At 59.2% G+C, this 26,171-nt stretch carries 23 protein-coding genes; 6 read left to right on the top strand and 17 right to left on the bottom strand.

Annotated features, from left to right (window positions below):
- Positions 1-75 precede the first annotated feature (75 nt).
- The 3 genes from glyS to GLP52_RS01860 all read right to left on the bottom strand — a co-directional run bounded on the left by glyS (position 76) and on the right by GLP52_RS01860 (position 3,901).
- A complete protein-coding gene (glyS, locus tag GLP52_RS01870) occupies positions 76-2,346 on the bottom strand; it encodes a glycine--tRNA ligase subunit beta (protein WP_237271421.1) in 2,271 nt (756 codons plus the stop codon).
- A gap of 98 nt (positions 2,347-2,444) precedes the next feature.
- Complete coding sequence (locus GLP52_RS01865) at positions 2,445-2,966, bottom strand: DUF6446 family protein (RefSeq protein ID WP_093732497.1); 522 nt, start codon at positions 2,964-2,966, stop codon at positions 2,445-2,447.
- On the bottom strand, positions 2,963-3,901 hold the full coding sequence (locus GLP52_RS01860; protein WP_237271420.1) for a glycine--tRNA ligase subunit alpha: 939 nt from the start codon (positions 3,899-3,901) through the stop codon (positions 2,963-2,965). The genes GLP52_RS01865 and GLP52_RS01860 overlap by 4 nt, the downstream gene beginning before the upstream one ends.
- A gap of 157 nt (positions 3,902-4,058) precedes the next feature.
- Here GLP52_RS01860 and GLP52_RS01855 point away from each other — a divergent pair, with 157 nt between their 5' ends.
- On the top strand, positions 4,059-5,888 hold the full coding sequence (locus tag GLP52_RS01855) for a serine protease (protein WP_093732495.1): 1,830 nt from the start codon (positions 4,059-4,061) through the stop codon (positions 5,886-5,888).
- 75 nt (positions 5,889-5,963) lie between these two features.
- Here the strand turns inward: GLP52_RS01855 and GLP52_RS01850 are convergent, their stop codons facing one another.
- The 8 genes from GLP52_RS01850 to ftsY form a co-directional block, all read right to left on the bottom strand.
- Positions 5,964-7,511, bottom strand: a complete 1,548-nt coding sequence (locus tag GLP52_RS01850) for a 5-guanidino-2-oxopentanoate decarboxylase (protein ID WP_237272631.1) — start codon at positions 7,509-7,511, stop codon at positions 5,964-5,966.
- A 44-nt stretch (positions 7,512-7,555) separates the two neighbouring features.
- A complete protein-coding gene (locus GLP52_RS01845; protein WP_208596027.1) occupies positions 7,556-9,004 on the bottom strand; it encodes a TrkH family potassium uptake protein in 1,449 nt (482 codons plus the stop codon).
- A gap of 113 nt (positions 9,005-9,117) precedes the next feature.
- A complete protein-coding gene (locus GLP52_RS01840; protein WP_093732492.1) occupies positions 9,118-9,354 on the bottom strand; it encodes a hypothetical protein in 237 nt (78 codons plus the stop codon).
- Between the two features lie 248 nt (positions 9,355-9,602).
- Positions 9,603-10,691 (bottom strand): GTP cyclohydrolase FolE2, encoded by a 1,089-nt coding sequence (gene folE2, locus GLP52_RS01835; RefSeq protein ID WP_093732491.1) that lies wholly within the window; start codon positions 10,689-10,691, stop codon positions 9,603-9,605.
- Positions 10,692-10,784: 93 nt separating this feature from the next.
- Positions 10,785-11,969 carry an aminotransferase class V-fold PLP-dependent enzyme gene (locus GLP52_RS01830; protein WP_237271419.1) on the bottom strand — a complete coding sequence of 395 codons (1,185 nt, stop codon included), beginning with the start codon at positions 11,967-11,969 and terminating at the stop codon, positions 10,785-10,787.
- Between the two features lie 275 nt (positions 11,970-12,244).
- Entirely contained in the window at positions 12,245-12,850 is a 606-nt protein-coding gene (locus tag GLP52_RS01825) for an inner membrane-spanning protein YciB (protein WP_093732489.1), read from the bottom strand.
- Positions 12,851-12,862: 12 nt separating this feature from the next.
- Positions 12,863-13,765: a DMT family transporter gene (locus tag GLP52_RS01820; RefSeq protein WP_093732488.1), complete on the bottom strand. Its 903-nt coding sequence runs from the start codon at positions 13,763-13,765 to the stop codon at positions 12,863-12,865.
- Positions 13,766-13,787: 22 nt separating this feature from the next.
- Complete coding sequence (gene ftsY / locus GLP52_RS01815) at positions 13,788-14,984, bottom strand: signal recognition particle-docking protein FtsY (RefSeq protein WP_237271418.1); 1,197 nt, start codon at positions 14,982-14,984, stop codon at positions 13,788-13,790.
- Between the two features lie 111 nt (positions 14,985-15,095).
- Between ftsY and GLP52_RS01810 the strand changes: the two genes are divergently transcribed.
- Entirely contained in the window at positions 15,096-15,980 is an 885-nt protein-coding gene (locus GLP52_RS01810) for a lytic transglycosylase domain-containing protein (protein ID WP_237273342.1), read from the top strand.
- A gap of 46 nt (positions 15,981-16,026) precedes the next feature.
- Here the strand turns inward: GLP52_RS01810 and GLP52_RS01805 are convergent, their stop codons facing one another.
- Positions 16,027-17,739, bottom strand: a complete 1,713-nt coding sequence (locus GLP52_RS01805; RefSeq protein ID WP_093732485.1) for an NAD(P)H-dependent oxidoreductase subunit E — start codon at positions 17,737-17,739, stop codon at positions 16,027-16,029.
- A 169-nt stretch (positions 17,740-17,908) separates the two neighbouring features.
- Here GLP52_RS01805 and GLP52_RS01800 point away from each other — a divergent pair, with 169 nt between their 5' ends.
- Positions 17,909-18,922: an alkane 1-monooxygenase gene (locus tag GLP52_RS01800; RefSeq protein ID WP_093732484.1), complete on the top strand. Its 1,014-nt coding sequence runs from the start codon at positions 17,909-17,911 to the stop codon at positions 18,920-18,922.
- 32 nt (positions 18,923-18,954) lie between these two features.
- Positions 18,955-19,350, top strand: a complete 396-nt coding sequence (locus GLP52_RS01795) for a hypothetical protein (RefSeq protein WP_093732483.1) — start codon at positions 18,955-18,957, stop codon at positions 19,348-19,350.
- A gap of 4 nt (positions 19,351-19,354) precedes the next feature.
- Here GLP52_RS01795 and xseA read toward each other — a convergent pair whose 3' ends face one another.
- Entirely contained in the window at positions 19,355-20,890 is a 1,536-nt protein-coding gene (gene xseA / locus GLP52_RS01790; protein ID WP_093732482.1) for an exodeoxyribonuclease VII large subunit, read from the bottom strand.
- Between the two features lie 84 nt (positions 20,891-20,974).
- On the opposite strand from xseA, the gene purD reads away from it, so the two are divergent.
- Positions 20,975-22,240 (top strand): phosphoribosylamine--glycine ligase, encoded by a 1,266-nt coding sequence (gene purD / locus GLP52_RS01785; RefSeq protein ID WP_237271416.1) that lies wholly within the window; start codon positions 20,975-20,977, stop codon positions 22,238-22,240.
- Between the two features lie 89 nt (positions 22,241-22,329).
- Here purD and GLP52_RS01780 read toward each other — a convergent pair whose 3' ends face one another.
- Together GLP52_RS01780 and GLP52_RS01775 are read right to left on the bottom strand one after the other, a co-directional pair.
- The gene (locus GLP52_RS01780) at positions 22,330-23,076 is read right to left on the bottom strand and encodes an FG-GAP repeat domain-containing protein (protein ID WP_237273341.1); all 747 of its coding nucleotides are present in this window, start codon (positions 23,074-23,076) and stop codon (positions 22,330-22,332) included.
- A 5-nt stretch (positions 23,077-23,081) separates the two neighbouring features.
- Positions 23,082-23,405, bottom strand: a complete 324-nt coding sequence (locus GLP52_RS01775) for a 2Fe-2S iron-sulfur cluster-binding protein (protein WP_093732479.1) — start codon at positions 23,403-23,405, stop codon at positions 23,082-23,084.
- 184 nt (positions 23,406-23,589) lie between these two features.
- Here GLP52_RS01775 and GLP52_RS01770 point away from each other — a divergent pair, with 184 nt between their 5' ends.
- Positions 23,590-24,159 carry a peptidoglycan-binding domain-containing protein gene (locus tag GLP52_RS01770; RefSeq protein WP_237271414.1) on the top strand — a complete coding sequence of 190 codons (570 nt, stop codon included), beginning with the start codon at positions 23,590-23,592 and terminating at the stop codon, positions 24,157-24,159.
- Here the strand turns inward: GLP52_RS01770 and GLP52_RS01765 are convergent.
- Together GLP52_RS01765 and GLP52_RS01760 are read right to left on the bottom strand one after the other, a co-directional pair.
- Positions 24,156-24,914 carry an ABC transporter ATP-binding protein gene (locus GLP52_RS01765; protein WP_093732477.1) on the bottom strand — a complete coding sequence of 253 codons (759 nt, stop codon included), beginning with the start codon at positions 24,912-24,914 and terminating at the stop codon, positions 24,156-24,158. The genes GLP52_RS01770 and GLP52_RS01765 overlap by 4 nt on opposite strands.
- Positions 24,911-25,903 (bottom strand): FecCD family ABC transporter permease, encoded by a 993-nt coding sequence (locus GLP52_RS01760; RefSeq protein WP_237273585.1) that lies wholly within the window; start codon positions 25,901-25,903, stop codon positions 24,911-24,913. Before GLP52_RS01760 ends, GLP52_RS01765 begins: the two co-directional genes overlap by 4 nt.
- Between the last annotated feature and the right edge of the window lie 268 nt (positions 25,904-26,171).

Raw genomic sequence — 26,171 nt, 5'->3', positions numbered from 1 at the left:
GTTCCTGCGCAGCATAGGCTTTCACCGTGGTCTGGCAAGGCGTGATCGCCTTGCCATCGTGTCGGGTCTGCTGCGTTACCCGTCGATCTTCGTTAGATCCGCAACCGAGCTACAGATCGTGCGGATACGGCTGAGCAGGTTCAAACGATTGCGCCGGATCGTCGCGTTGTCAGAGTTCACCTGCACCGCATCAAAGAACGCATCAATCGGCCCACGCAAGAACGCCATCGCGGACATGGCCGTGCCAAAGTCCTGAGCCTCCATCGCCGGTTTGATCTGCGCCTCTGCGGTATCAAGGGCGGCAAACAGGGCGCGCTCTTCTTCCGTCTCGGCAAACTTGATATCCGCCCCGAAGGAGTATTCCACCCCATCCGCATCCTCGGCCTGGCTGAGAATATTGTTGGCGCGCTTGAACCCCTGAATCAGGTTTTCCCCGTCGTCGGTTTTCAGCGTCTCGCTCAGCGCCTTGGCGCGTTTGACCAGCAAGGTCAGGTCGTCGTTGCCGTCCATCGCAATGCAGGCGTCGATGATGTCATGACGTACGCCTTGGTCCTTGAGGTAGACCTTGAGACGATCGTGGAGGAAGGAGAGGAGGTCAGATGGAACGGTTGCAATATTTTCACGTACTAATCTTACTTCATTTATAAGATTGTCATTGGTCTGATGTAGAGTCTTTAGGGCGCTTTCAGCGGCACTAATCGCACTTGCGTTGTGGTTAGTGGTAGAACGAGCTCTCGAAAGCTGCTTGCGTGCCTCTTGAACAGCTTCATTTTGGTCTTCTATTTTGTGTTTTGTCGCGACAACGTCGAGCACAATACCCTCGCCGGATTCTTGAACATGCTTTAGAAGATCAATTCGCATATCATTCTCAACCAAAATCCGAATAACCCCCAACGCCGCCCTACGCAGCGCAAACGGGTCTTTGCTCCCCGTCGGTTTTTCGTCAATCGCCCAGAAGCCCGTCAGCTTGTCGATCTTTTCGGCTAGCGCCACGGCGATGGACACGGGCGCGGTTGGCACGTCGTCGGAGGGGCCAAGCGGCGCATAGTGGTCTTGGGCGGCGGCGGCGATGGCGTCGGATTTGCCGGCGGCTTTGGCATAGTAGCTGCCCATAAGCCCCTGAAGTTCAGGGAATTCATAGACCATTTCGGACGACAGATCGGCCTTGGCGAAACGGGCGCCGGCGCGGGCCTCATCAGCATCGGCCCCGACCATCGGGGCGAGCTCTCCGGCCAGTGCCTCCATGCGCGAGATCAGCTCGGCCTGTGTGCCCAGCTTGTTGTGGAAGGTCACATTGGACAGACGGTCCACCCATGTCTGCATCCCTGCATCCGATTGCGCGATGCGCAGATCGTTTTCCCAGAAGAACTTGGCGTCCGACAGACGTGCGGAGAGCACTTTTTCGTTCCCCGCCAGAATGGTCGCGCCATCATCGGCGGTGGTACGGTTGGCGACGGTGACAAAGCGTTCGATGCGGCCCGTCTTGGGGTTGCGCACGGAAAAGAACTTCTGGTGCTCTTTCATCGAGGTTTGCAGCACCTCCGGTGGCAGGCCAAGGAAATCCTCGCCAATCTGCCCCATCAGCACGACGGGATATTCTACCAGCCCTGCGACCTCTGCCAAAAGCCCCGCATCCTCGACGACCTCAAGCCCGTTGGCAAAGGCCATATTGGTCGCGTCGTTCCAGATCGTATCGCGCCGCTCTGCCGGGTCGAGCACGACAAAGGCGCGTTTCAGCTTGGCGCTGTAATCTTCAAAGTTGCTGACGGTGAGTGTATCGGGGGCCAGAAAGCGGTGCCCGCGCGTGGTATCGCCTGCGGTAATCCCGTCGATGGTCAAGGGCACGGTCTGCGCGCCATCCTCGGCCGACAGGATGCACAGGATCGAATGCAGCGGACGCACCCACCGCAACGTGCCACTGCCCCACCGCATGGATTTGGGCCATGGGAAGGTGCGAATAGTGGTTTCCAGCACTTCCGCCACGATCTCGGCTGCGGGGCGGCCCGGCTTGCTGATCATGGCAAACAGGATCTTGCCCTTGGGGGTGTCGCGCTCTTCCAGCTGGTCGCGGGTCAGCCCCGCGCCGCGCAAAAACCCTTCGATGGCTTTTTCAGGCGCGTCGGCCTTGGGGCCTTTGCGTTCCTCGACCAGCGACGGGCTGGCGTCCAGCATCCCCTCGATCGTCAGCGTTAGGCGCCGGGGTGTCGAAAAGGCGGCGGCAGAGGCATAGGTCAGACCCGCATCCACCAAACCGTTCGTCACCAGTTTCTTAAGATCATCCGCCGCGCGCGCCTGCATACGGGCGGGAATTTCTTCCGAGAAAAGCTCTATCAGGAGGTCGGGCATGGGTTCGTACCTTTCGGGGCCGCGTGTCGCTTGGGTGCGGTTAATTATGTGTCGCGCAAACAGCGCTTATGTCAAAGGGCCGGTGATCCGCGTGAGGGTCAATCGGCAGGGCGTTCCGGGCAGGCTTCGCCCACCACGGTGCCGTCATAGGATTTGTCGCCACAGTCGTTCAGTTCGTGCCAGACATAGCCGCGCCCGTCCGAGGTGATCGCGACGATGCGGTCCACGCCGTAATTAATGTTCTTCTGGCCCAGAAAGGTCAGCGCGGTGCCTTCCTCTATCTCTGCGGCAATGGCTTTGGCGTCGAAGCAATGAAACCACCCCGGCGCGTTGCGCGGCGTGATTTCGTCGCTGACGACATAAGTCTCGGTCAGCATCGCGAGGCTCAGCGAGGTTTCAAAACACGCGCGATAGCGGATGGGTGAGCTGTCGGCGTCGATGGCGCGAAAATTATCGGTCAAGATCGGCTCGGAGGTGTTCGAATTGACCGACACCAGCAACACGCCTTCGTCCGGCGCGTCGACCTCGTGATAATATCCGTAGACCTGCAAATAATAAAGCGCGAGACCTGCAATGGCTGCTGCAACCAAGATGACGCCTCCTACGATCTTACCGTTCATGCCGCATCTTCCGACCAGCCGCCGGCCCGTGTCTGAACAAACGCGTCAGCGCAGGCTTTGGCAAGGGTACGCACGCGTCCGATATAGGCCTGACGCTCTGTCACCGAAATTACGCCGCGCGCATCCAGCAGGTTAAAGATGTGGCTGGCCTTGATGCATTGGTCATAGGCGGGGTGCGCCATGACGATGCGCTTGCCGGTCTTGGGGTCAAGCGCATCATGCGCAAGGATCGCCTTGCACTCGTTTTCAGCCTCGACAAAGTGGTCCAGCAGCACGTCGGTATTGGCGACATCAAAGTTCCAGCGGGCGTATTCCTCTTCGGTCTGCTTGAACACATCGCCATAGGTCAGCGGGATCGGCGCGTCGGGGCTGTTGAACGGCATATCCATCACGTGATCGACCCCCAGAACATACATCGCCAGACGCTCAAGCCCGTAGGTCAGCTCTCCCGATACAGGATGGCAGTCGTGACCGCCGACCTGCTGGAAATAGGTGAACTGCGACACTTCCATGCCGTCGCACCAGACTTCCCAGCCCAGACCCCACGCGCCCAATGTCGGGCTTTCCCAGTCGTCTTCGACAAAGCGGATGTCGTGCAGCGCCATGTCGATCCCGATGGCCTCGAGCGAGCCAAGGTACAGCTCTTGCAAATTGGGCGGGCTGGGTTTGATCAGCGCCTGAAACTGATAGTAGTGCTGCAAGCGGTTGGGGTTTTCACCATATCGCCCATCGGTCGGACGACGCGACGGCTGCACATAAGCTGCGGCCCATGGGTTGGTGCCAAGCGCGCGCAGGGTCGTCGCCGGGTGGAACGTGCCTGCGCCGACTTCCATGTCGTAGGGTTGCAGAATCGCACAGCCCTGTCGCGCCCAATAGGACTGTAGGGCGAGGATGATTTCCTGAAATGAACGGGGGCGCTGGACCGGGTCGGACATAAGATTTTGCCTTTGCTGCTGCGCGCCTTTCCTAAGGCGCTGTCGCGGTCGGGTCAATTGGCAGCTTTGTGATGATTTGCGCTGTCTCAAGCATGGTATTTTGCGCGCGTTCCTGCTTATCTACTGCAAGTTTAAATCCTTGAGAGCACCCATACCTATGACGCGACTGTTTGCGGCCCTGATCACCGCCTTGTTTATCGCCCCGTTCGCCTTTGCACAGTCTGCCGATGATGTGGTTTGGATACAGGTAGAAGCCCAGCCTAATCTGGCAGCGGCGACCGAGCGTGCGCGTGCCTACAGCGCAAGCCTTGAGGATGTGAACGGATTTGCCTTGGGAAGCGGCTGGTATGGAATCGCGGTTGGTCCCTACGTGCGCGACGATGCAGAACTCCTGCTGCGCCGCTACCGTCAGGACGGGGTGATTCCGCGCGACAGCTTCATTCAGCTCTCTGATAAATTCCAACAGCAATTCTGGCCCGTCGGTGCGAATGTCCTGAACATTCCGCTGATCTCTCCGATTGAGCCCGCCGCCCCGAACGAGACGCAGACGGACCAAGAGATCACACAGACCACCCTGCCCCCCGCCGGCGAAGCGCTGGACCTAGAAGAAGCCCTCGCTGCAGAGGCCGAGACCACGCAGGTGCCCGTCCTACCAGAGCCACCCAAGGACGAAACTTTGTCAGAGGCTCGCGCCAATGAGCGTGATCTGGATAGCGACGCCCGCGAACAGCTACAGATCGCGCTGAAGTGGGCCGGCTTTTATAATGCCGCGATTGACGGTGCCTTCGGGCGGGGCACCCGCGGGTCTATGGCCGATTGGCAAGAGGCCAACGGCTATGACGCGACTGGCGTGCTGACCACTTTGCAACGGGCGGCTCTGCTAGGCCAATATAATGCCGTGCTAGAAGGGCTGGGGTTGCAGACCGTGCGCAACACCGAAGCTGGCATCGAAATGGTGATGCCAACCAAGGTGGTCACCTTTGACCGGTTCGAGCCCCCCTTTGCCCATTACAACGGCACCGGCGACATTGATGCGCGGGTTCTGCTGATCAGTCAGGCTGGCGATCAGGACACCCTCTTTGGTTTGTATGACATCATGCAAACCCTTGAAATCGTGCCCGAAGAAGGCCCACGTGACCGTAAATCCAACAGCTTTGAACTGATCGGCGAAGACGGGCGTATCGTCAGCCAGACGCAGGTGTCGCTCGAGAATGGCGAGATCAAAGGCTTTACCCTGATCTGGCCCGCCGGTGACGAAGACCGCCGTCGCCGCGTGATCACCGAGATGACGAAATCCTTTACCCGCCTGTCTGGCACGTTGGATGCGACTGCAGGGTCTGGTGATCGTCAGGCTGTTGACCTTGTTTCCGGTCTGCAAATTAGGTCGCCAAAGATCTCGCGCTCCGGCTTCTTCATTGACGGGCGGGGGACGGTGGCGACGACCTCTGAGGCCGTTCAAAGCTGTGGCCGCCTGACGTTGGACGACGAGACAGAGCTTGAGGTGTTGATCGATGATACGGCCAGCGGCATCAGCTTATTGAAACCCCGCGTCGCACTTTCACCGCTGGATGTGGCCAAGTTCAACACTGTACCACCGCGGTTGCAGTCTGAAATTGCTGTTGCCGGCTTCCCCTATGAGGGCGTGCTTGGCTCTGCCACCGTAACCTACGGCACGCTGGCCGATGTGCGCGGGCTACAGGGCGAGGAGAACATCGCCCGCCTCGCGCTTTCTGCCCGCAGTGGCGACGCAGGCGGCCCGATCCTTGATAGCGACGGACGCGTGCTGGGGATGCTGCTGCCCCGTGCGGATGGCGCACGCGAACTGCCCGAAGATGTCGCTTTTGCCGTAGAAGCCAAGGTCATTGCGGACCTCGCGCAAAAAGCTGGGGTCAGCGTGGACACAACCGTTGCCAGCACCGCGATCAAGCCGCACGACCTGCGCGAAAAAGCCAAGGGCATGACCGTTCTGGTCAGCTGCTGGGAATAAAGAAAACCCCGGCCCCCGGCGTTATGCCGGAGACCGGGGCCAAGCTGCAATCGCTGCCTTAGACGCAAAGACAGATCAGACCGCGGTTTGCGGCGTCAGATAGATCAACGTCGGACGATCTGCCCTGAAGGCTTTGGCCAGAACCTCGGGCAGCTCTGCCAATGATTTTGGGGCGACAGCATTCGCGCCGTAGGCCTCTGCCAGTTTACAAAAATCGGGATTGTGGGCGATCACGGCATTCGGCGCGATCTGCGCACGGGTCATGCTGTCTTCGATCTCGCCCAATTTGCCGTTGTCCCAAAGGATGATGGGCAATGGCAGGCCCAGCTCTACCGCTGCGCCAAGTTCCTGCACCGTGTATTGAAAACCGTAGTCGCCGATGATCGCCAGTGTCGGCAGCCCGGGTCGTCCGATGGCCCCGCCAATCGCCGCAGGCGTGGCATAGCCCAAGGTGCCAAAGCCGTAGGGGTGGTGCCAGTGGCCGGGGCGGTCCATCTCCCATACTTCGGTTGCGGCATAGGCGAATTGCGTCATGTCGGAATAGACCATCGTACCCTCGGGCGTGGCGGCCTTAACGGCGTCAACCACGGCGAGGATGCCCGGACGCTCCATATCCACCTCGGAACGCCAGCGCTTGCACCACTTAGCGACCTCGGCGGCAGTCCACCCTTTTGCGGTCCCGGTTGCGGGCAAGGCGGCATCCAGCGCGGACATCACCTGCGCCGTATCCCCAAGGATTACAAAGCCCGCCGCCTGCGGGTCGGCCAGAACGGAAGGATCAATATCAATCCGTACCAGTTCGCCCGAGTGTCCCAATTCAGGGCGCCACATATCCACCTCTGCCAGCTCGGTGCCGACTGCGATCACCAGATCTGCCTGCGCGATCACATCCACGCTGCTTTCCCGCGCAAGGCAGGCCCCGAAGTGCAATGGTGCGTCAGGCGATACGATGCCGCGACCCGCATAGGTGGTCATGCTCGCTGCCTGCCAGCGGGCCAGTAGCGCGTCGGTGTTCTGCACGCCTACAGCGCCGCCGCCAAAAATGAACAACGGCTTTTGCGCGGCCTGCAGCTTTTGCGCCAGCGCTTTGATTTGGGCGGGATCGCCGGCGGGTCGTGTTGCGCTGACCGACATAGGCTTTGCGGGCGCGGCTTCGGCCTCCAGCAGATGGATCGGCACAGAGATGTGTTTGGATCGCGCCCGAGCGGAGGCGAATTCGGTCAAGGCACGGTCGATCAATTGGTACGCCGCAGGCGCGGTCAACGCCACCTCGGACCAGTCGCAGACGGTTTCAGCCGCGGCGCGCTGGTCTTTCATCTGGTGCAACTGCCCCTTACGTGCCGCCGTCTCGTCCAGACACGAGGACAGCACCAGCACCGGCACGGAATCGCTATAGGCCTGCCCCATTGGCGTCATCACGTTGCACAGACCCGGACCGGTAATAACGTACGCGACCCCAGGCTTGCCCGTCGCACGGGCATAGCCGTCGGCCATAAAGCCGGCTCCCTGTTCGTGCCGTGCAAGAACATGGGTCAGCCCTGCCTCTTCGATGCCGCGATACATTTCTTGGTTGTGCACGCCGGGGATGCCAAAGATTACCTCTACCCCGCGGGCCTTGAGCATATGAGAAATCTGGGCCCCCAAGGGACGGGTTTGTGTATCGCTCATTATGCTCTCCAAAATTTGAATGTCAGAATAACGTAGACCGCCATAAGTTCCAGCCGTCCGACCAGCATCGCGGCCGTAAGGATCCACTTGGCCGTATCGTTTAGCGTGCTAAAATTGCCAGCGGGGCCGATAATGTCGCCCAAACCCGGCCCGATGTTCCCCAACGCGGCCCCCGCCCCCGATACCGAGGTCACAAAATCCAGTCCGGTCATGCTCAGCGCCACGGCAACCAGCCCCAGCGTCAGCGTGAAGAACATAAAGAAAGACATGACCGAAATCATGACATCGCCACTGATAGGGCGGCCATCATAGCGCGGGGTAAAGATGCCGTGGGGCGAGCGGATGCGCTGCAACTGGGCGCGGATTGACGCGAACAACAACTGATATCGGAAGATCTTGATCGAACAGGCCGTCGACCCCGCGCAACCCCCGATCAAGCCGGTGAAAAAGAACAGCGCAACGGGAAACGAGCCCCAGGTCATATAATCGACCGACGCAAACCCTGTGCCCGAAATGATCGACGTGATGTTGAACAATGCTTCGCGCAGGGATTGCTCCCAGTGCTGCGGAAACACGGACTGGATCGAGATAAAGATCAGCCCGACCAAGACAGCAATCGTCATCAAGAACCCCCGCACCTGCGGATCACGGTGGAGCGCCAGCGGGTTGCCGTTCAACAATTGCACATAGCGCACGAACGGTAACGCCGCGAGCACCATGAAGATCGACGCCGCGTATTCCGCATTGCCAGCGAATGTCCCAAAAGACGCGTCATAGTTCGAAAACCCGCCCGTGGACACGGTTGTGAGCGCATGAACCGTGGCGTCAAAGACGTTCATCCCCAAGGTTAAATACGTCAGGGCACAGGCAAAAGTAAGCCATACATAGATGACCGAAATCTGGCTGGCGATCTGACCGGCGCGTGGCAAAATTTTACCAAAGGTGTCAAAGGCTTCGGATTTGAAAATCTGCATACCACCAACCCGCAGCTCGGGCAGGAAAACCATCGCGACAACAATGATACCAATCCCGCCGAGCCACTGCAGAATTGCACGCCACAGCAGCAACCCTTTGGGCAGATCATCCAATCCGGTAAATACCGTCGATCCGGTGGTGGTCATGCCCGACATGGCCTCGAAGACAGCATCGACGAAACGTGCTTCGGTCGCGCCCAGCATAAACGGCAGTGCGCCGAACAGCGGCAGCATCAACCAGACCGCTGTGGTCAGCAAAAAGGTCTGCTGGATAGTCAGCCCTTCCTTGACGCCATTGGCGCAGGCCAGCGCGATCATACTGCCGCCCAGCATCGTGATTAGACCCGCCTCTACGAAGACGGGCCAGTGGCCGCGCCCTTCGGCAATATCGACCAACATCGGCACGATCATCGCAATGCCAAGCACCGACACCAACAGGCCGATGACGTATCCAACAGGGCGCAAATCCAACATCTGCGCAGCGTTGGCGCGGTGGCGCGTCGGTGTCAAGGACACGCCCTATCGTAAAACGCAAAACGACCCGAGCAAGTCACACTCGGGCCGTTCAAAATCAAACTGAAAGACGTTCAGACGTAGAATGTATCGCGGAAGACATGGTGCACGATTTCATCACGCTTGATGCCCATTGCCGACAGCTCTTCGTCCGTTTTCGATTGCAGGAACGTAACCTGGCGCATGCGACCCGAGTTTGCGCCCATATTGACCAACCCCGTCCAGATCGCTGCGAAAAATCCGCCAATGACGGCGAAAGGCGCTTTGATGGTCGGGACATTGCTGTGCGAAATTGTGTTGTTATAAGCCATACTAAACTCTCGATTTACCTTGGCATTTCTGCCGGTTACCTTGTTCTGCCTCTCAATATAGCGAAGCAGTGGGGGATGAGAACCGACGTTTCTGCATAGCAGCATCCCGAACATGCCGCATCGCAGCATGACTGCGCCCATGTTTCGCGCAAACACGGCGAGCAGCTGCGCATAAACCGCGCAATGTGAGAATATCGGCAAAATAGCCCTACAAAAGGGAGCGTAGCATCGGACGATGTGGCGCAGACTCAGCCGACGTGGAACAGCGTGCTGAACAGTTTTGGATCAATGCTCTGCGCGGCGAAGGTTTCCCCCTGCGTGAGCATCGAAATGGCGTCATGACTGTGCAGGCTTTCTTGATGGCTGGCCACGACGCGAAAATCGCCCACCCGAGGTTCAGCCTGTAGCTGTTCACAAAACAGCCGCGCTGCGTCTTCGACAAAAATCGGATTGGCTGCATTCAGCTCGGCAAAGGCCTGTTCATCCTCACGTTTCACCATCACTTGCGTCTCTGTGGGAACAGCACGACGCGCGAGGTCGATCAGGTCTTCGAACCACAGGCAGGTTTCATTGCAATTCACTTCAACGGAAATACGCGCAACCGATCGTTGCGAGTGCGGCGTGGCCAGCTGCCCCCGCGTGGCACGCGCATGTTCGGACAGTTCCAGCGAACACGGGCAGGTCGAGGAATAGACGTAATCAAGGTGAATGATCTTCTTGCGCGCGCCGCCTGCCTCGACCAGTTCCAGCGCGATGTCGTAATACTGATATCCCGAAAGACCGGACCGCAAGCTTCCGATTTTTACCGGAAAGGAGAACCGCATTTGGATACGCGCGTCATAGCTCTCGAGGTCGGATTTATAGTCGTCCAGCGCGGCTTCCATCACCTCAAAGCTGAACACCTCATCCGCGTGCTTGTAGAAACTGCGCATAATGCGGGACATGTTGATGCCCTTTTTATCCGCCTCCAGACTGACCGACCCGGTGACCGAGGTCTCGAGTGTCAGATCGCCGCCGTCACGTGTGTGGAACCGCATTGGCAGGCGAAAATTTGAAATCCCAACATGCTGGATTTGCTGTTTCGCACCGCGGATCAGACTGGACGGGCCGTTCTGCAAATCCGGCAACGTCGCTTTATAATTATCGCCGACCGCAAAATCACCGGGATAGTCTCGGTTGAATTGCGGATAGCTTTCGACGTTCTGCAACAATTTGGCGAGCGACGGATCTAGCGCTTCTATCTCGATCGCATCGGCCTTGCGCGCCCAGGCCCGCAACGTATCAAGTGCTGCAACCGCGTCATCACGGTCCGGTATCACTGTCGCGGCGATATTCATGGCAGGGCCCTTTCGCAAGATATCCCCTATATAAGCGAAAACGGGGGCTTTACCAATGTTCCGTCCAACGGAACGGGTAAAGCCCCTGCTGCATCACTTCAATGTGTCCAAAGCCTGACGGATGTCGGCGATCAGATCATCCACGTCCTCAAGCCCCGCTGACAAGCGCACAAGACCCGGTGTAATCCCTAGGGTTGTTTTCTGGTCGTCTGGCAGGCGCTGGTGTGTTGTCGTCGCCGGATGGGTCGCGATGGATTTTGCATCAGCAAAGTTGTTCGAAATGGTGATGATTTCGAGCGCGTTAAGAAAGGCAAAACAAGCCTCCTTGCCACCTTTGACCTCTACCGCGAAAACAGTACCCGCTGACGGCGCATGAGACATAGCCAGCGCGTGCTGCGGATGGCTGGCATGGGTTGGATAGCGCACCGCGCTGAGTTTGGGGTGTCCGTTCAACGCGTCAGCGATCTTCCAAGCGGCGTCGGCTTGGGCCCGCACCCGCAGGTCGATCGTTTCAAGCGCCTTAAGATGTGTCCAGGCGGTGAACGGATTCATCGCGCCACCGGTATGCTTCATATAAGCCTCGACGGGGCCGCGGATCAGCTCTTTGGGACCGCAGATTGCGCCGCCCAGCATACGCCCCTGCCCGTCTACATGTTTCGTGGTCGAGATGATCGCGATATCCGCGCCACATTCCTTGGCATAGGAAAACACCGGCGTCGCCATCGCGTCATCCACCAGCACCAGCGCGCCTACGGCATGCGCCGCCTTCACCACATGGCGCATATCGACGACTTCCAACGTGGGGTTCGAAATGCTCTCGAAGAAAACCATGGTCGTGTCAGGGCGGATAGCGGCATCCCATGCAGCATTATCCGTACCGTCAATCAAGGTGACCTCGACCCCGAAACGCGCCAAGATATCCTCAAGCACATACAGGCACGACCCAAAGAGCGCCCGTGCAGCGACCACATGATCACCTGCCTTCAAAAGCGACGTTAGCGCACCGCTGACCGCAGCCATACCAGAGGTACAGGCGAAACAATCCTCATATCCCAACAGGTCGGAAATACGGTCTTCGAACATGCGCACGGTCGGGTTGCCGTAGCGTGCATAGATGAATTCGTCGTCACCCAGCGACTGGAACCGCGCCTCGGCCTGCTCGGCGCTCTCATAGACGAACCCTTGGGTCAGGAACACTGCCTCAGAGACTTCGTTATACTGGCTGCGGCGCGTGCCACTGTGCACAGCCTTGGTCCGTGGTTTCCAATTGTCGCTCATGCTTTTATCCTTCCTGACCTGCTGCGCAGCAGGCGTAAAAAAACCCCAGACGCGGTCAAGCGAAAGGGGGCTTTCATCCTGACCTTTTAGCGGAATTTGGCAGATTCCTCTGCCCGTGGCCCGCAATCCGGTATCAAATCGCCACATGCCATCTGCTACGCCCCTCGCCCGCTCCCGTCAACTACAACAGCAAGATCCCTTGGCAGTCGCCTTCCAAATGGCAAAAAATCCCGGGGGTGCTGCCCCACTTGGGGCAGCGGGGGTTGGCCCCCTCTTCAGCTTTCGTCCTTCTCAAGACCATAGGTCTGAAACAACCGCCCTTGCGTCATGAAAAACACAAACACCGCTGCCGTCAGCCCGAAGGTTTTGAAATAAACCCATGTCTCGGTGCTGGTGAAACGCCAGATCAGCTCGTTCGCGAGCGCCAGACCAAAGAAACAGAGCATCAGCCGTTTGGTCAGGATCATCCAGCCAGCGTCGTTCAGGGGCATCATCTCTTCCATCACGTATTTCAAATACGATTGCCCGCGCGCCAAGCCGATCGCCAGCAGCACCGCGAACAGAAGGTAGATCGCAGTAGGTTTCATCTTAAAGAACCGTTCGTCGTTCAGCCAGACCGAGAGCCCGCCAAACAGCGTCACCAAAATAACTGTGGTGACCTGCATCCGGCTGATCTTGCCCGTCAGCGCCCAAAGCGCCCCCGTCGCCAGGATCAACAGCGGTACAAAGGCCGCCGTGACAACAATAAAGCCGCTGTAGTCGGTCCCCCAAAGGGTGAACGTTTCGTCCTTGAAGCGCAGATAGGCGACAAAGAATATCAGCACCGGCCCGTATTCCAGCGCCGATTTGACAAAGGGGTTAATCTCGCGTGTCGTGCTCATCTTGCTCTCCAGTTATCCGCCCATTTCCACGATCACCGCCCCAAGCGCGATCAGCGCCATTAGGGCAATGCGGCGCGGGCCTACGGTTTCTTTCAGCACCAACCAGCCGATCAGCGCCGCAAACACGGTCGACGTTTCGCGCAGCACTGCGGCCTCGCCCACTTTGTCCAGGCGCGTTGCCAGCATGATCGACCCAAAGCTGAAGAACGCGACAAAGCCCCCCGCAACGCCGCGGGTCATCAGCGGACCAAGGTCGGGACGGTCGTCCATGCGCAGCCAGCGTCGGGCGGCGATCACGGGCATCACCAGACCGTCGATCATGAAAAACCACGCCAGAAAGGTAAACGGATCCCCTGTCGCGCGGATGCCGTATGCGTCAAAGGTCGTGTACAGCGCGACAAACAGCCCTGTTAGAACAGCAAGCCCCAAGGCCGCATTCAGCGTATCGCGTTCGGACACGAGGTACACAAAGTTGTAAAGCGCCAGCCCAAAGATCCCCGCGACGAGCACGCCAACACCCAACCACTGTACGCCGGTAAAGCTCTCTTCGAAAATCAGATAGGCACCAATGACCGTGAACAAAGGCCCCGTCCCCCGCACCACCGGATAAACGACAGTATAAGCCCCTTTGGTATAGGCCCAAGCCTGCAACAGCTTGTAAACAATGTGAATTGCCCATGCGCCGGCAAAAATGACCCACATATGCGGCTCGGGCCAGGGCACGACAAAAAGCGCGAATGGCGCTGCCATTAGGCAATAGGAAAAGTCGATCGCGCCGCGGGTCAGCCACGGGTCATGCCGCCCTTTTTGCAATGCGCCAAACACCGCATGCAAAAGCGCCGCGGCCAACGCCAACCAAAGCGCTGCTTGGTGGCCCGCTTCGGTGCCTTCGATCTGGGTGATCCATTCGGTCATTTTGCCGACCCTTTATGGTGCGTCACTGCGGGTCCAACCCCAACAAAGCATCTGCAAATTCTTGCGGATCAAAAGGCTGCAGGTCGTCAATCTGCTCGCCCACACCAATCGCGTGGATCGGCAACCCGAACTTATCTGCAAGTGCCACCAGAACGCCGCCCTTAGCGGTGCCGTCAAGCTTGGTCATGACCAGACCGGAAACGTCTGAAATCTCTTGAAAAACCTTGACTTGGTTCAAGGCATTCTGTCCCGTCGTCGCGTCCAACACCAACAGCGTGTTATGCGGCGCGCTTGGGTCTTTCTTGCGGATCACGCGCACGATCTTGGCCAGTTCCTCCATCAGGTCGCCACGATTTTGCAGCCGCCCGGCCGTATCGATCAGCAGCAGGTCCGCCCCGGTACGTTCGGCCTGTGTCATCGCATCAAACGCTAGACTTGCCGGATCGGAGCCCTGCGCCGCCGTCAGCACAGGCACATCGGCGCGTTCACCCCAGACCTGCAACTGTTCGACCGCGGCGGCCCGAAACGTATCACCCGCTGCGATGACCACGTTCTTGCCTGCAGCCTTGAACTGACTCGCAAGCTTGCCAATTGTGGTCGTTTTGCCAGAACCGTTCACGCCCACCACCAGCACAACCTGCGGCGTCTTGGCATAAATCGGCAAAGGTTTCGCGATCGGGTCCATGATCCGCGCGACCTCTGTCGCCAGCAAGCGTTTGATCTCGTCGACAGAAAGCCGCTTGCCGAACCGGCCCTCGGCCATGTTCGCGGTGACGCGCAACGCGGTATCCACACCCATGTCTGTCGAAATCAGCAGCTCTTCCAGCTGCTCCAGCATTTCGTCGTCCAGCACGCGCCGCACCACGGGGGCTGCGGCACTGCGACCCATCAACCGGCCCATCAGGCCTGGCTTAACCGGTGCCGGCTGTTGCAGCGCTGGCTCCAGATCGGGGGCCACTGGGGTCATCGTCTCGCGCAGCGGCACGGACGCAGGCGTGTCTTCTTCATCCGCAGGCAAGGGTGCGGGCTCATCATCTACCGCTTCGGGCAGGGCCTCGGCAGCGGCTTCGGGGGCGTCCATCACCTGATCCACAGGAACTTCGTCGATGGTTTCGGGTGTATCCGTGGCCCCGCCGTCTTCGATAATCGCCTCAAGCCCCTCGTCAATCTTGGACGAGGATTTGAACATTTTGGATTTCAGCTTTTGAAAAAAGGCCAAGCGCGCTCTCCGGATTGTCAGGCGTTTTCCATGATCTATAGGCTCAATAGACAGGATGGAAGGGCGACAACAGCAATTGACAGCGCAGAGCATGTCGCACACCAAGTCCCTATGCGATTTTTATGGATGCTCTGTATGATAGTGGTGGCGGGAACGGCACAGGCCGAACCGGATCGGCGGTACTGCTCCAGCACCAAATGGGGCCACGCCCATTGCATTCGGCCTGCGCATTTTGTGTATGACACCTGCAACGCGATCAAGGTTTTTTCGGATCGGCATCAGCTGGACAGCGGCTTTTTTGCGCGGTTGATCTGGCAGGAAAGTCGGTTTGATCAAAACGCGCTGAGCCACGCCAATGCGCGTGGGATCGCGCAATTCATCCCTTCAACCGCGGCACTGCGGGGGCTGAAAGACCCGTATAACCCCGCCGATGCGCTAGAGCATTCGGCACAATACCTCTCTGAAATGAAACAGAAATACGGCAACGAAGGTCTGGCCGCGATCGGCTATAACGGTGGCGAGCGGCGCGCCGAAGGGTTTCTGGAAGGCAAGGGGCTCGCGCCCGAAACCATCGCCTATGTTCCGATCATCACCGGCCTGACGGCAGAGCAATGGCGCGACGGCCCGCCTAAGACCCCCGACTTCCGATTGTCCAAAACCCAACCGTTCTTGCCTGCCTGCTACGAGATGGCACGTAACCGCCGCGTCACCGCGCTTAGGGTCACGCCCCCTGCTCCGGCGATCAAACCCTGGGGAGTTCAGGTGTCGTTCGGGACCAGCAAAGCGCGTGCGCGCGACAAGGCCAACGCCCAAACCGCAAGTTGCCGCAGCGCGATCAAGGGGAAGCGACTGGGCTTTATATTTAAGAAAAACCGCGTTTCGCGCCGAAAGGGGTTCTTTTTCGGGCAATATGGCAGCGACACACGCACCGGTGCCCAGCGCCTGTGTGACAGGATGCGGACCACGGGGTGCAGCTGTCTGGTGGTACAGAACTAGCGGCCTGCTTGGCTGGCGAGGTCAAGCGGGCCGCCGTGCTGCGTGATCAAACTTCGTGGGAAAAGTGTTTGATAACCATGCGGATCGGGTTCGGCGCGGCCTGCCCCAGACCGCAGATGGACGCGTCGACCATGGCGGTCGACAATTCCTCAAGTAGCGGCTTATCCCATTGATCTGCCTGCATCAGCTTCACCGCTTTTTCGCAGCCAACGCGACAGGGCGTGCATTGACCGCAGCTTTCATCCTCGAAAAAGCGCAGCATATTCAACGCAGCACCTTTTGCACTGTCACGGTCCGACAGCACCACGACTGCGGCGGACCCAATAAACGACCCATGCGGCTGCAACGTATCAAAGTCGAGCGGGATGTCATTCATAGAGGCGGGAAGCAGCCCCGATGACGGGCCGCCCGGTTGGTAGGCCTTGAACCGATGCCCGTCGGCCATGCCACCGGCAGCTTCGATCACATCCGTGATGGTTGAGCCAGCGGGCAATTCATACATACCAGGTTTTGCCACGCGGCCCGACACTGAATAGCTTCGCAGCCCCTTGCGCCCATTTTTTTCCGTGCTGTTCAGCACCTGGGGCCCTTCGCGACAGATACGTGCGACCCAATGCAGTGTTTCGACATTGTGCACCAATGTCGGGCGACCAAAAATGCCCACTTGCGCCACATAGGGCGGACGATGACGCGGCAGCCCGCGCTTGCCTTCGATGCTTTCGATCATGGCGGATTCTTCACCGCAGATATAAGCCCCCGCTCCACGCCGCAGGTCGATATATCCCGCAGCGACAATCCCAGCATCCTCCAGCGCCGTAATTTCCTTGCGAAGCAGCGCAAGTACCTGCGGATATTCGTCCCGCATGTATAAGAACACTTTTTCTGCCTCGACGGCCCAAGCGGCGATCAGCATCCCTTCGAGGAACAGATGCGGTACCCGTTCCAGATACCAACGGTCCTTGAATGTGCCCGGCTCGCCTTCGTCGCCGTTGACGGCCAAATAGCGTGGTCCAGCGTTGTCACGGACAAAACCCCATTTCTTACCGGATGGGAAACCGGCACCACCGAGCCCGCGCAATCCGGCCTCCAATAGGCTTTCTTGGACTGCCTCCCAATCGCCATCCCGACGCAGTTTCTTGAGCGTTTCATACCCCCCGCCGGCGGCATAGGCGTCAAAGCCTTCGTAGTCAGGCACATGCACATGGGTGTCGCCTGCCACGATAACCTGTTTCACCTTGTCCAACGTCGCGTGGTCGACAAAGTTATGCCCGATCTCCAGCCCCGGCGCGGTATCGCAACGCCCCATACAAGGCGCGCGTAGGACGCGTACCGCTGACGCATCCAACCCATCCTCTAGCGCGGCCTTCAGCGCCTGCGCCCCGGCGAGTTCGCATGATAGCGAATCGCAGACCCTAATGGTGAGCGCGGGCGGTGGTGTTTCCCCCTCCTTCACCACGTCAAAGTGGGCATAAAAGGTTGCGACTTCGTAAACTTCCGCCATGCTCATGCGCATTTCTTCAGCCAAAGCCCGCAGATGCGCGGCAGAAAGATGCCCGTATTTATCTTGAATAAGATGCAAATATTCAATCAGCAGGTCTGAACGACGCGGCTTGTCACCCAGCAAGCCACGGACGTCTTCCCATGGACCATCTTGCAACTGACGCCCCTTGGGGTGGCTGCGCCCCTTCCCCTTGCCGGATTTCCAGACGCCTTTTCGCGGCGCGTTTGCATCCGCCGTTTCGTGATCATCCAACGCCATCGATCTGCCCTCTCGTATCGCTTTGACGTCACGCTACCAAAGCCGTAGCGGCTTGCGCAGGTAAAAAGCGACCAATCCGCAGCGCTTTACGCGGTGGCTGCGGTAGCAGATGCTCTTTTTCGCGCGTGATTTAGTGGATATGAAATAGCTACCCCAGCGGAGCCGCCCTATGTTCTGGTATAGCATTGCCAGCCTGACCCCAGCGATACTTTTGATCGTCGCCTGTCTGCGGGGTGGTCCCTGGCCGCTATTCGCCCTGTTTTCGATCACTGTGGTGGTCTTCTTCCTCGACCGGCTGTCGCGCAGACTGCCAACCCTGGCCCATACGGGTCGCGCGCTCAGCCTGGTGCTTGCAGCGGTGCATTTCATCCTACTACCGCTTGGCGTTTGGGCGCTGGCGGAAAACCCCATTTTGAGTACGACGGACAAGGTACTGATCTATATCGGGCTTGGTCTGTTTTTTGGCCAGATCTCGAACTCCAATGCGCATGAGCTGATCCACGCCTCGACGAAATGGCCCAGACGGATCGGCACTGCGATCTATTGCAGCCTGCTGCATGGGCATCACGTCTCTGCCCATCTGCGCGTGCATCACATCCATGTAGCTACGGACAGCGACCCCAATTCGGCCCGATTGCGCGAGGGATTTTATGCCTATGCCCTGCGTGCTCTGCGCGGGGAGTTTATGGCCGGCTTACATGCTGATAGCCGCCAACGGCGCGGCAAGCGGCATGTGCTGACACACCCCTATGTCATATATATCTTGGGGGCGATACTTACGCTCGCCGCCAGCTTTGCGCTGGCCGGCTGGCGCGGGATCGTCGCGATGCTGGCCGTAGCGGCCTATGCCCAATTTCAACTGCTGCTGTCTGACTATGTGCAGCACTATGGCCTGCGTCGCACCGTCAAAGAGGATGGCAAAACCGAACCCGTGGGACCGCAGCACAGCTGGAATGCGCCCGCATGGTATTCCTCGGCGATGATGTTGAACGCGCCGCGCCATTCCGACCACCATATGCGGCCTTTGCGCGCTTTTCCAGCACTCGACCTGATACCGGGCACCATGCCTATGCTTCCGCGATCCCTGCCGGTGATGGCTGTTCTAGCCCTTGTACCACCGCTTTGGCGTCGGGTGATGGACATCCGAGTGGCCCGGTGGCAGCCTCTAAGCGATCAGGACTAGATAACGCGTAGGGTTTCTGGCACGCTGCAGCAATGAAGCAATTTGCACTGATACTTGCCCTAGCATCCGCCTCCCCTCTGGCCGCGCAGTCGACGATGTCAGCGGATGAGTTTGATGCCTATACTCGTGGCAAAACTCTGTTTTATGCACAGAACGGAGAGACCTATGGCGCGGAGCGGTATCTACACAACCGCCGCGTCGAATGGTCATTTCTGGATGGAGAATGCAAATCCGGCAGCTGGTACGAAGATGATGGCAAGATCTGCTTTACCTATGACGAACGTCCCACTCCACAGTGCTGGCGTTTTCGCGAAGGGGCAGCTGGCCTGATCGCGCAGTTCGAAGAAGATCCCGCCACAACCGAATTATACGAGGCGCAGAATAGCGGGCAGGATTTTACCTGTCTCGGGCCAAAGGTGGGGGTTTGATCCCTTAAAACAGGCTGCCCTGCTCTGGCGGTTTTTTAGTTGCCTTTTTGGGCGCGGCACCACCGCCGATTTTCAGGGTACCATCGACAAATTCGATCTCGAGCGCGGACGCATCCTGTGCCGCTTGTTTGGTGGTCACAACACCGCCGTCGCCCCGTACCACCGCATAACCACGTGCGAGGGTGGACTTATAACTTAGCGTTTCGTGCACACGGTCAAGGCCGGCCAGCTGCTTGTGCCACCCTTGGGTCTGGCGCTGCCCCGCATCTGAAAGACGCTGAGCAAGTAATTGAAAGGCTTCCTCTTTTCTCTTCCGGTCCTGTACCAGCGCATCGGGACGAAAGCGGGCGATCAAACCCTCAAGACGGCGCTTTTGCTCACGCCCCAAGGCCTCGGGGCGGAAGCGTTCGGTCAGGGCGGCCAGCCTGCGTTGCTCTGCCTGAAGGGTACGCCGCAGGGTCGCTGGACGCAGCGCACCGGAGATATCAGATAAACGCACTTTGCGTTTTTGAACGCCGGCGGTCAGCGCGGGCCCCAAACGTGCGCCGCGCATGTCCAGCCGCTGTCGCGGGCCATCAAGCAGGCTGTCAGGGCGCGGCAACGCGCGCGCCATATCGCGCAGACGCTGATCGCGCCGAGAAAGGCCCTGGCTCAGCGCTTGGGTCATCCGCGCCTCTTGTCCGTCCAGTAAGGCGACAAGCTCGTGTCGCACGGGCACGGCCAGCTCGGCCGCAGCCGTGGGCGTTGGCGCCCGCATGTCAGAGACAAAGTCGATCAGCGTTGTATCAGTTTCATGCCCGACCGCAGAGATCAGCGGGATATCCGACGCAGCTGCCGCCCGCGCGACGATCTCTTCGTTGAAACCCCATAGATCCTCGACCGAGCCGCCCCCACGCGCCACGATCAAGAGGTCGGGACGCGGCAACGCCCCGCCTGGGGTTAGCGCGTTGAAACCCTCAATGGCGCGGGCGACCTCGGGGGCGCATTTCGCCCCTTGTACGGCCACGGGCCAGATCAACACCTTGCGCGGAAACCGGTCGCGCAGACGGTGTAAAATGTCGCGGATCACCGCACCCGAGGGCGACGTTACCACCCCGATCACCTCTGGAAGATAGGGTAGCGGGCGTTTGCGTTCGGGCGCAAACAGCCCCTCTGCCGCCAGCGCTGCCTTGCGTTTTTCCAGCAATGCCATCAGCGCGCCCATGCCCGCCGGTTTAATATCCTCGATCACAATCTGGTACTTCGACTGCCCGCCGAACGTGGTGATGCGGCCTGTGGCGATCACCTCCATCCCCTCTTCGGGCTGGGTCTCAAGGCGAGCCGAAACCCCTTTCCAGATCACGCCGGAAATAACCGAACTGTCATCTTTTAGGTCCAGATAGATATGCCCCGACCGCGGGCGGCTGACGCGGCCCACCTCACCGCGAATCCGCACATGGCCAAATTCGCCCTCGATCACGCGTTTAATCGCACCCGAAAGCTCGGTTACGGTGAATTCGGGGCTGTTCTCCCCCTCGCGCGGGTCGTCGATCAGATCCATCAGCGGTGTCTTTCCGTCTTTATCTTGTGTCGGGCTCAGTCCCAGCTTAGAACGCGCAGCAACCAAGGCCAAGGGAGTGCAACCATGAACATCCTCATTCTGGGCAGCGGCGGGCGCGAACACAGTCTAGCCTGGGCCGTATTGCAAAACCCTAAATGCGACAAGCTGATCGTAGCACCGGGAAATGCCGGGATCGCCGCCATCGCAGACTGCGCCACTTTCGACATCAACGACGGCGCGGCAGTGGTCGGTTTTGTCGATGAAAACAATATTGATTTCGTCATTATCGGGCCAGAAGCGCCTCTTGCTGCAGGCGTTGGCGATGATCTGCGTGCTGCAGGCGTGCTGGTCTTTGGACCGTCGAAAGCAGCCGCGACGCTGGAAGCCTCCAAAGCCTTCACAAAAGAGATCTGCGACGCCGCAAACGCCCCCACCGCAGCCTACGGCCACTTTACCGACGCGGCTTCGGCGCGGGCCTATTTGGCCGACCACCCTGCCCCGATTGTGATAAAGGCAGATGGCCTTGCAGCGGGCAAAGGCGTCATCATCGCCGAAACCGATGACGAAGCCCTTGCCGCAGTCGATACAATGTTTGATGGAACATTCGGCGACGCGGGAGCCGAGGTGGTGATCGAAGAGTTCATGGACGGCGAAGAAGCGTCGTTTTTCGTGCTGTGCGACGGCGACACCGTGCTGCCCATCGGCACAGCGCAAGACCACAAACGTGTGGGCGACGGCGATACTGGGCCGAACACGGGCGGTATGGGTGCCTACTCCCCCGCACCCGTTTTGACCGACGAGATCGCCGAACGCGCCCTAGCGGAAATTATCCGCCCCACAATGGCCGAAATGGCCAAGCGTGGGACACCCTACCAAGGCGTGCTGTACGCGGGGTTGATGATCAAGGATGGTGCACCGAGATTGGTAGAATATAACGCCCGCTTCGGCGACCCCGAATGTCAGGTACTGATGATGCGCCTAGGTGCGCAGGCCTTTGATCTGATGCACGCCGCCGCCGAAGGCCGCCTAAACGAGGCACGCGTGAACTGGGCCGAAGATCACGCCGTCACCGTTGTTATGGCCGCCCGAGGCTACCCCGGAAACTATGATAAGGGCAGCGTTATCAAAGGGCTGGACGCCCTACCCGAAGACAGCCGCAACATGGTGTTTCACGCCGGCACAGCCACGCAGGACGGTGCCATTACGGCTGTCGGCGGGCGGGTTCTGAATGTCACCGCACGGGGCGACACCTTGGCCGAGGCCCAAGCGCGTGCCTATGAAATGGTCGAGGCGATCGACTGGCCAGACGGGTTCTATCGCCGTGATATCGGCTGGCGCGCGCTGTCCTGACAGCGGGCTACTGGCGCATCTCGCTGGCTTAACCGGGGGCTAGCCCCCGGACCCCCAGGATTTTTAACCATTTGGAAACTGGTCTGTGCCTAACGTGGGTTACGCGCGCAGGCTTGGGCGGCTGCCACATTTTTAGCTGTAAAGGGTGCACTAAAGCTATGCGGGCTGAGTGCTTTGCCATTTAGCTGCAAGGCCACCATCTGTGCGGGCGATGCGCGGTGCCATGGCATTTGGGCAAGGATCAGCTCGGGCTGCGGGCCGCAGGTGCGGATTCCCCCTGCGATTTCCGCGTCGCCAATGCGGTGGTTGGTATAGCCCTCAGCCGTCGCAATAACGCTAAGTCTGCTGTTCTGGTAGGAAAGCAGTTGCACGGAGCCTGACAGGTGCGGGGTAACGACGATCGCAATTTCCAGCCGTCCGTCGCCCGTAAAATCCGCCGCGCCGATTGGGGCCAACCACCGGTTCTTGCGCCCGATATGGGGGGTGTGCGCAACCCGTCCCGATGCGTCATAGACCGCTAGCCGCGCACCTTGGGTTTGGCTGCTTTCGACCACGATAACTTCGGGACTGCCGTTGCCGTCCAGATCAGCAAGACGCGGCGATGTGTCTTCGAATACAAGAGATTGTGGCAGGATGACACGCCGTGTGGTGCCGTCAGTCAGTACGAACGTGAGGCTGCCCCATTCGACCGCGTCGCCCAAAACACCGTGATCATACCGTGTCGTCGGGTTGCCGAAACTGGCGCGGGCTATCACGTCGGCAAACACAGGAACCGCGCTGATGGAACCCGCCACCAGAATGGGCAGAAAGCGCGACAGGATGTATCGCGCCAACATCCGCATCAGATCTGCTTTTCGGGCATTTTGACGCGCAGGCCGTCCAAGGCGTCGGTCACCTTGATCTGGCAGGTCAGACGCGACGTGGCGGGGTCTGGCTCGAACGCAAAATCGAGCATATCTTCTTCCATGTCATCCTTCGCAGGTACTTTTTCGACCCAATCGGGGTCCACATAGACATGGCACGTAGAACACGCGCAGGCACCGCCGCAGTCGGCTTCGATCCCAGGGATATTGTTGTCGCGGGCCCCTTCCATGACGGTCAGCCCATTGGCCACATCTACGATATGTTCCGTGCCATTGTGTTCTACATAAGTGATCTTGGCCATCTAACTGCCCCTTCGATTTTAGAATTTCGACATGTGTACCCAGCAGCTCGCGGCTTCGCCAGCCCCCTTTTCACCCCACCTACGGCATTGCCGCATTATTCAGATTGCGGTCGGCCTATCAGCTAGGCATTGCTGCGAAAACCCGCTAGCGTGCGGCGGACCCTATGACCCGCAAGGCCCGGCTGTGCAGTATTTTCGACGATCACATTTAGCTCAATTTGCCTGCATATTCACGGTTCTGGCATCTCTAAGCGCCTGTGGTGCCCCCCCTGAGGAATCAGACCTGCCCGAACCCGGCGTCCGCGAGGCGACGACGAACGGCCCGGCAGGGGCGGCACCGGGCAGCTGTTGGGGTCGGACCGTATCCCCAGCCGTGATCGAGACGGTGACCGAACAAGTTCAGGTGCAGGCAGCGCAAATCAGTTCCACCGGTGAAATTCAGTCACTGCCGATCTACCGCACGGAAACGCGCCAAAAGATTGTCAGCCCGCGGGTGGACAACTGGTTCGAAACCCCCTGCACCAGCGCACTTACACCAGACGTGATCGCCACACTGCAACGCGCGCTAGAGGCGCGGGGGTTCTATGGCGGGGCCATTTCATCGCAACTAGATGACGCGACCCGCAGCGCAATGCGGGCGTATCAAGTGAGCACCGCAGGACCCGACAGCCCCGTGCTGGCGCTGACAACAGCGCGGTCCTTGGGCGTGATTGCTGTAGATATCCCCGGTGTCGACACGAAGATCGAAGGCTAAGACGTCAGGTCAAGCGCTTGAAACACAAAACCTTTGTCGGTGATCTGGCTAAAGGCAGTGATGCCGAAGACGGTTTTGACGATGCTCGGGGTCAGCGTGTCTTGGGGCAGCCCATCCGCGGCGATTTTCCCGTTATGTAGCACGATTAACCTTGTGCAATGTCGTGCGGCCAACCCTAGATCATGAAGCGATACCAACACACCACGCCCCTGTGCCGCTGCTTGGGTAAAGCTGCGCATCGCGGCAATTTGATGGGCCGGGTCAAGTCCCGCGGTCGGTTCATCCGCGATCAGCAGCGGGGCCTCTTGGGCAAGGCTACGGGCGATCAGCACCCGCGCTTGTTCACCGCCAGATAGTTGCGTCGCGGGGCGATCACGAAACCGGTCCAATCCCATCTGCTCTATCGCGCGGTCAACCGCTGCCTGATCTTCTGGCCGCTGCTTTTGCCCTGCACGTAAATGGGGTGTGCGACCCAAACGGATGACGGTTTCGACCGTCACCGACCATGCAATTTCGCGCGATTGAGGCATCCATGCGACAGCTTTCCCCCGCGCCCGGGCGGAAAGAGCCGCAAGTGAGCTTTGCCCGTCGGCGGGGATAAGCCCCAATGCAGCGCGCATCAATGTCGTCTTGCCTGCGCCGTTCGGGCCAACCAACCCCACCACCTCGCCTTGGCCGAGCGTCAGGTCAACTTCGGATATAACCCTTTTACGCCCCCTTTTGACCGATAGGTTATGCAATGAAAGCAGCATCATACCCCTTCCTTCCGCGTGCGGTATATTAGATGGAGGAATAGCGGCGCGCCGACCAATGCAGTCACGACGCCGAGCTTGAGATCACGGTCCGGCACCACAAGTCGGACCAGAATATCCGAGGCAAGGATCATCGCCGCACCCCCGAGCGTCGCAGCCCACAGCAAAGCCCCGGGTCGTGAACCGACGAATCCGCGCAGCAGATGCGGCATGACCAGCCCGACAAATCCGATCGCGCCCGCAACGGCGGTAGAGGCACCCACGACCGCCGCCGTGCCAAGGATCACAGTCAGCCGTAGCCTTAAAAGGTTAATCCCCATCGCTTCTGCCGCATCTTCGCCCAAGGTTAGCGCATCCAGCCCGCGCCCAAGGGACCCCAACAGAAGGCCGCCCCCCAGCAGGAAGGGCAGCGCAATCCAGACATGGGTCATTGACCGGTCCGCCAATGACCCCATCATCCAGAACACGATCTCATTCGCCGCATAAGGGTTCGGCGACAGGTTGAGCACTAACGACGTCAAGACGGCGGCAAAAGCGGATATTGCGATACCGGCTAGAATGAGCGCTAGTGATGTGCCCCGCGGGCCCGCCAGCAATACCACGAGCAGCACGCCCAACAAAGCACCGCCAAGCGCCATGACGGGCAGCGCCAATGCCGCGATGGCCGCCAGCCCCGTCTGGATGGCCAGCACAGCACCCAAAGCCGCAGACCCCGACACGCCGATCAATCCCGGGTCAGCCAACGGATTACGCAGGTAGCCCTGCATCGCAGCACCGGATAGGCCCAGAGAGCCGCCGATCAACACCCCTAAAAGCGCGCGAGGAAGCCTGATTTCGCGCATGACGACGGAAAGGGGCCCGCCTTGCCCCGTTATCAGCGCGTTCGTGCTGTCGCCCACCGATGCCGTCGACGGTCCTATCAGCAGGGATACGACAAACAGCCCGAGCACCAGCCCGATTAGACCAAGCGCCAAGATCGCTGACCGCCCCATCAGCAGCGCCCAAAAAGGGGCCAGCACGCAATATACCCCTGTGCGTAGGCATCAAGAATTAACATCGAGTGAATATACCTGTTCATAATTTTCCCTGGTCTCATACTTTTGCTTGTTCAACCCCGTTCGATTTCACCACATCTGCAAGCGTACGGCGAGGGGCGTGCGGCGGTGGGAAATAACTTAAACTCGGCAGCACATGAACTTTTCCGCCGGCTTGTGCGTTAGCCTTGAAATGCATTAGCGTCTGGAGCTTTACTTGGAATAT

Source organism: Sulfitobacter sp. M22 (genome assembly GCF_021736025.1).
Classification (GTDB): Bacteria; Pseudomonadota; Alphaproteobacteria; order Rhodobacterales; family Rhodobacteraceae; genus Sulfitobacter; species Sulfitobacter litoralis.
The sequence above is the reverse complement of the archived record's forward strand: the minus strand, read 5'-3'. Positions and strand labels throughout refer to the sequence as shown.

Coding starts and splice junctions, on each gene's coding strand:
- glyS (WP_237271421.1), bottom strand. CDS start 2,346: ATGCCCGACCTCCTGATAGAGCTTTTCTCGGAAGAAATTCCCGCCCGT.
- GLP52_RS01760 (WP_237273585.1), bottom strand. CDS start 25,903: ATGGGGCGGTCAGCGATCTTGGCGCTTGGTCTAATCGGGCTGGTGCTC.
- GLP52_RS01810 (WP_237273342.1), top strand. CDS start 15,096: ATGCGATTTTTATGGATGCTCTGTATGATAGTGGTGGCGGGAACGGCA.
- GLP52_RS01825 (WP_093732489.1), bottom strand. CDS start 12,850: ATGAGCACGACACGCGAGATTAACCCCTTTGTCAAATCGGCGCTGGAA.
- GLP52_RS01805 (WP_093732485.1), bottom strand. CDS start 17,739: ATGGCGTTGGATGATCACGAAACGGCGGATGCAAACGCGCCGCGAAAA.
- GLP52_RS01780 (WP_237273341.1), bottom strand. CDS start 23,076: ATGTTGGCGCGATACATCCTGTCGCGCTTTCTGCCCATTCTGGTGGCG.
- GLP52_RS01765 (WP_093732477.1), bottom strand. CDS start 24,914: ATGATGCTGCTTTCATTGCATAACCTATCGGTCAAAAGGGGGCGTAAA.
- GLP52_RS01865 (WP_093732497.1), bottom strand. CDS start 2,966: ATGAACGGTAAGATCGTAGGAGGCGTCATCTTGGTTGCAGCAGCCATT.
- GLP52_RS01795 (WP_093732483.1), top strand. CDS start 18,955: ATGAAGCAATTTGCACTGATACTTGCCCTAGCATCCGCCTCCCCTCTG.
- GLP52_RS01860 (WP_237271420.1), bottom strand. CDS start 3,901: ATGTCCGACCCGGTCCAGCGCCCCCGTTCATTTCAGGAAATCATCCTC.
- GLP52_RS01840 (WP_093732492.1), bottom strand. CDS start 9,354: ATGGCTTATAACAACACAATTTCGCACAGCAATGTCCCGACCATCAAA.
- GLP52_RS01845 (WP_208596027.1), bottom strand. CDS start 9,004: ATGTTGGATTTGCGCCCTGTTGGATACGTCATCGGCCTGTTGGTGTCG.
- GLP52_RS01855 (WP_093732495.1), top strand. CDS start 4,059: ATGACGCGACTGTTTGCGGCCCTGATCACCGCCTTGTTTATCGCCCCG.
- GLP52_RS01775 (WP_093732479.1), bottom strand. CDS start 23,405: ATGGCCAAGATCACTTATGTAGAACACAATGGCACGGAACATATCGTA.
- GLP52_RS01850 (WP_237272631.1), bottom strand. CDS start 7,511: ATGCTCAAGGCCCGCGGGGTAGAGGTAATCTTTGGCATCCCCGGCGTG.
- xseA (WP_093732482.1), bottom strand. CDS start 20,890: ATGGATCTGATCGACGACCCGCGCGAGGGGGAGAACAGCCCCGAATTC.
- purD (WP_237271416.1), top strand. CDS start 20,975: ATGAACATCCTCATTCTGGGCAGCGGCGGGCGCGAACACAGTCTAGCC.
- GLP52_RS01830 (WP_237271419.1), bottom strand. CDS start 11,969: ATGAGCGACAATTGGAAACCACGGACCAAGGCTGTGCACAGTGGCACG.
- folE2 (WP_093732491.1), bottom strand. CDS start 10,691: ATGAATATCGCCGCGACAGTGATACCGGACCGTGATGACGCGGTTGCA.
- GLP52_RS01820 (WP_093732488.1), bottom strand. CDS start 13,765: ATGACCGAATGGATCACCCAGATCGAAGGCACCGAAGCGGGCCACCAA.
- GLP52_RS01800 (WP_093732484.1), top strand. CDS start 17,909: ATGTTCTGGTATAGCATTGCCAGCCTGACCCCAGCGATACTTTTGATC.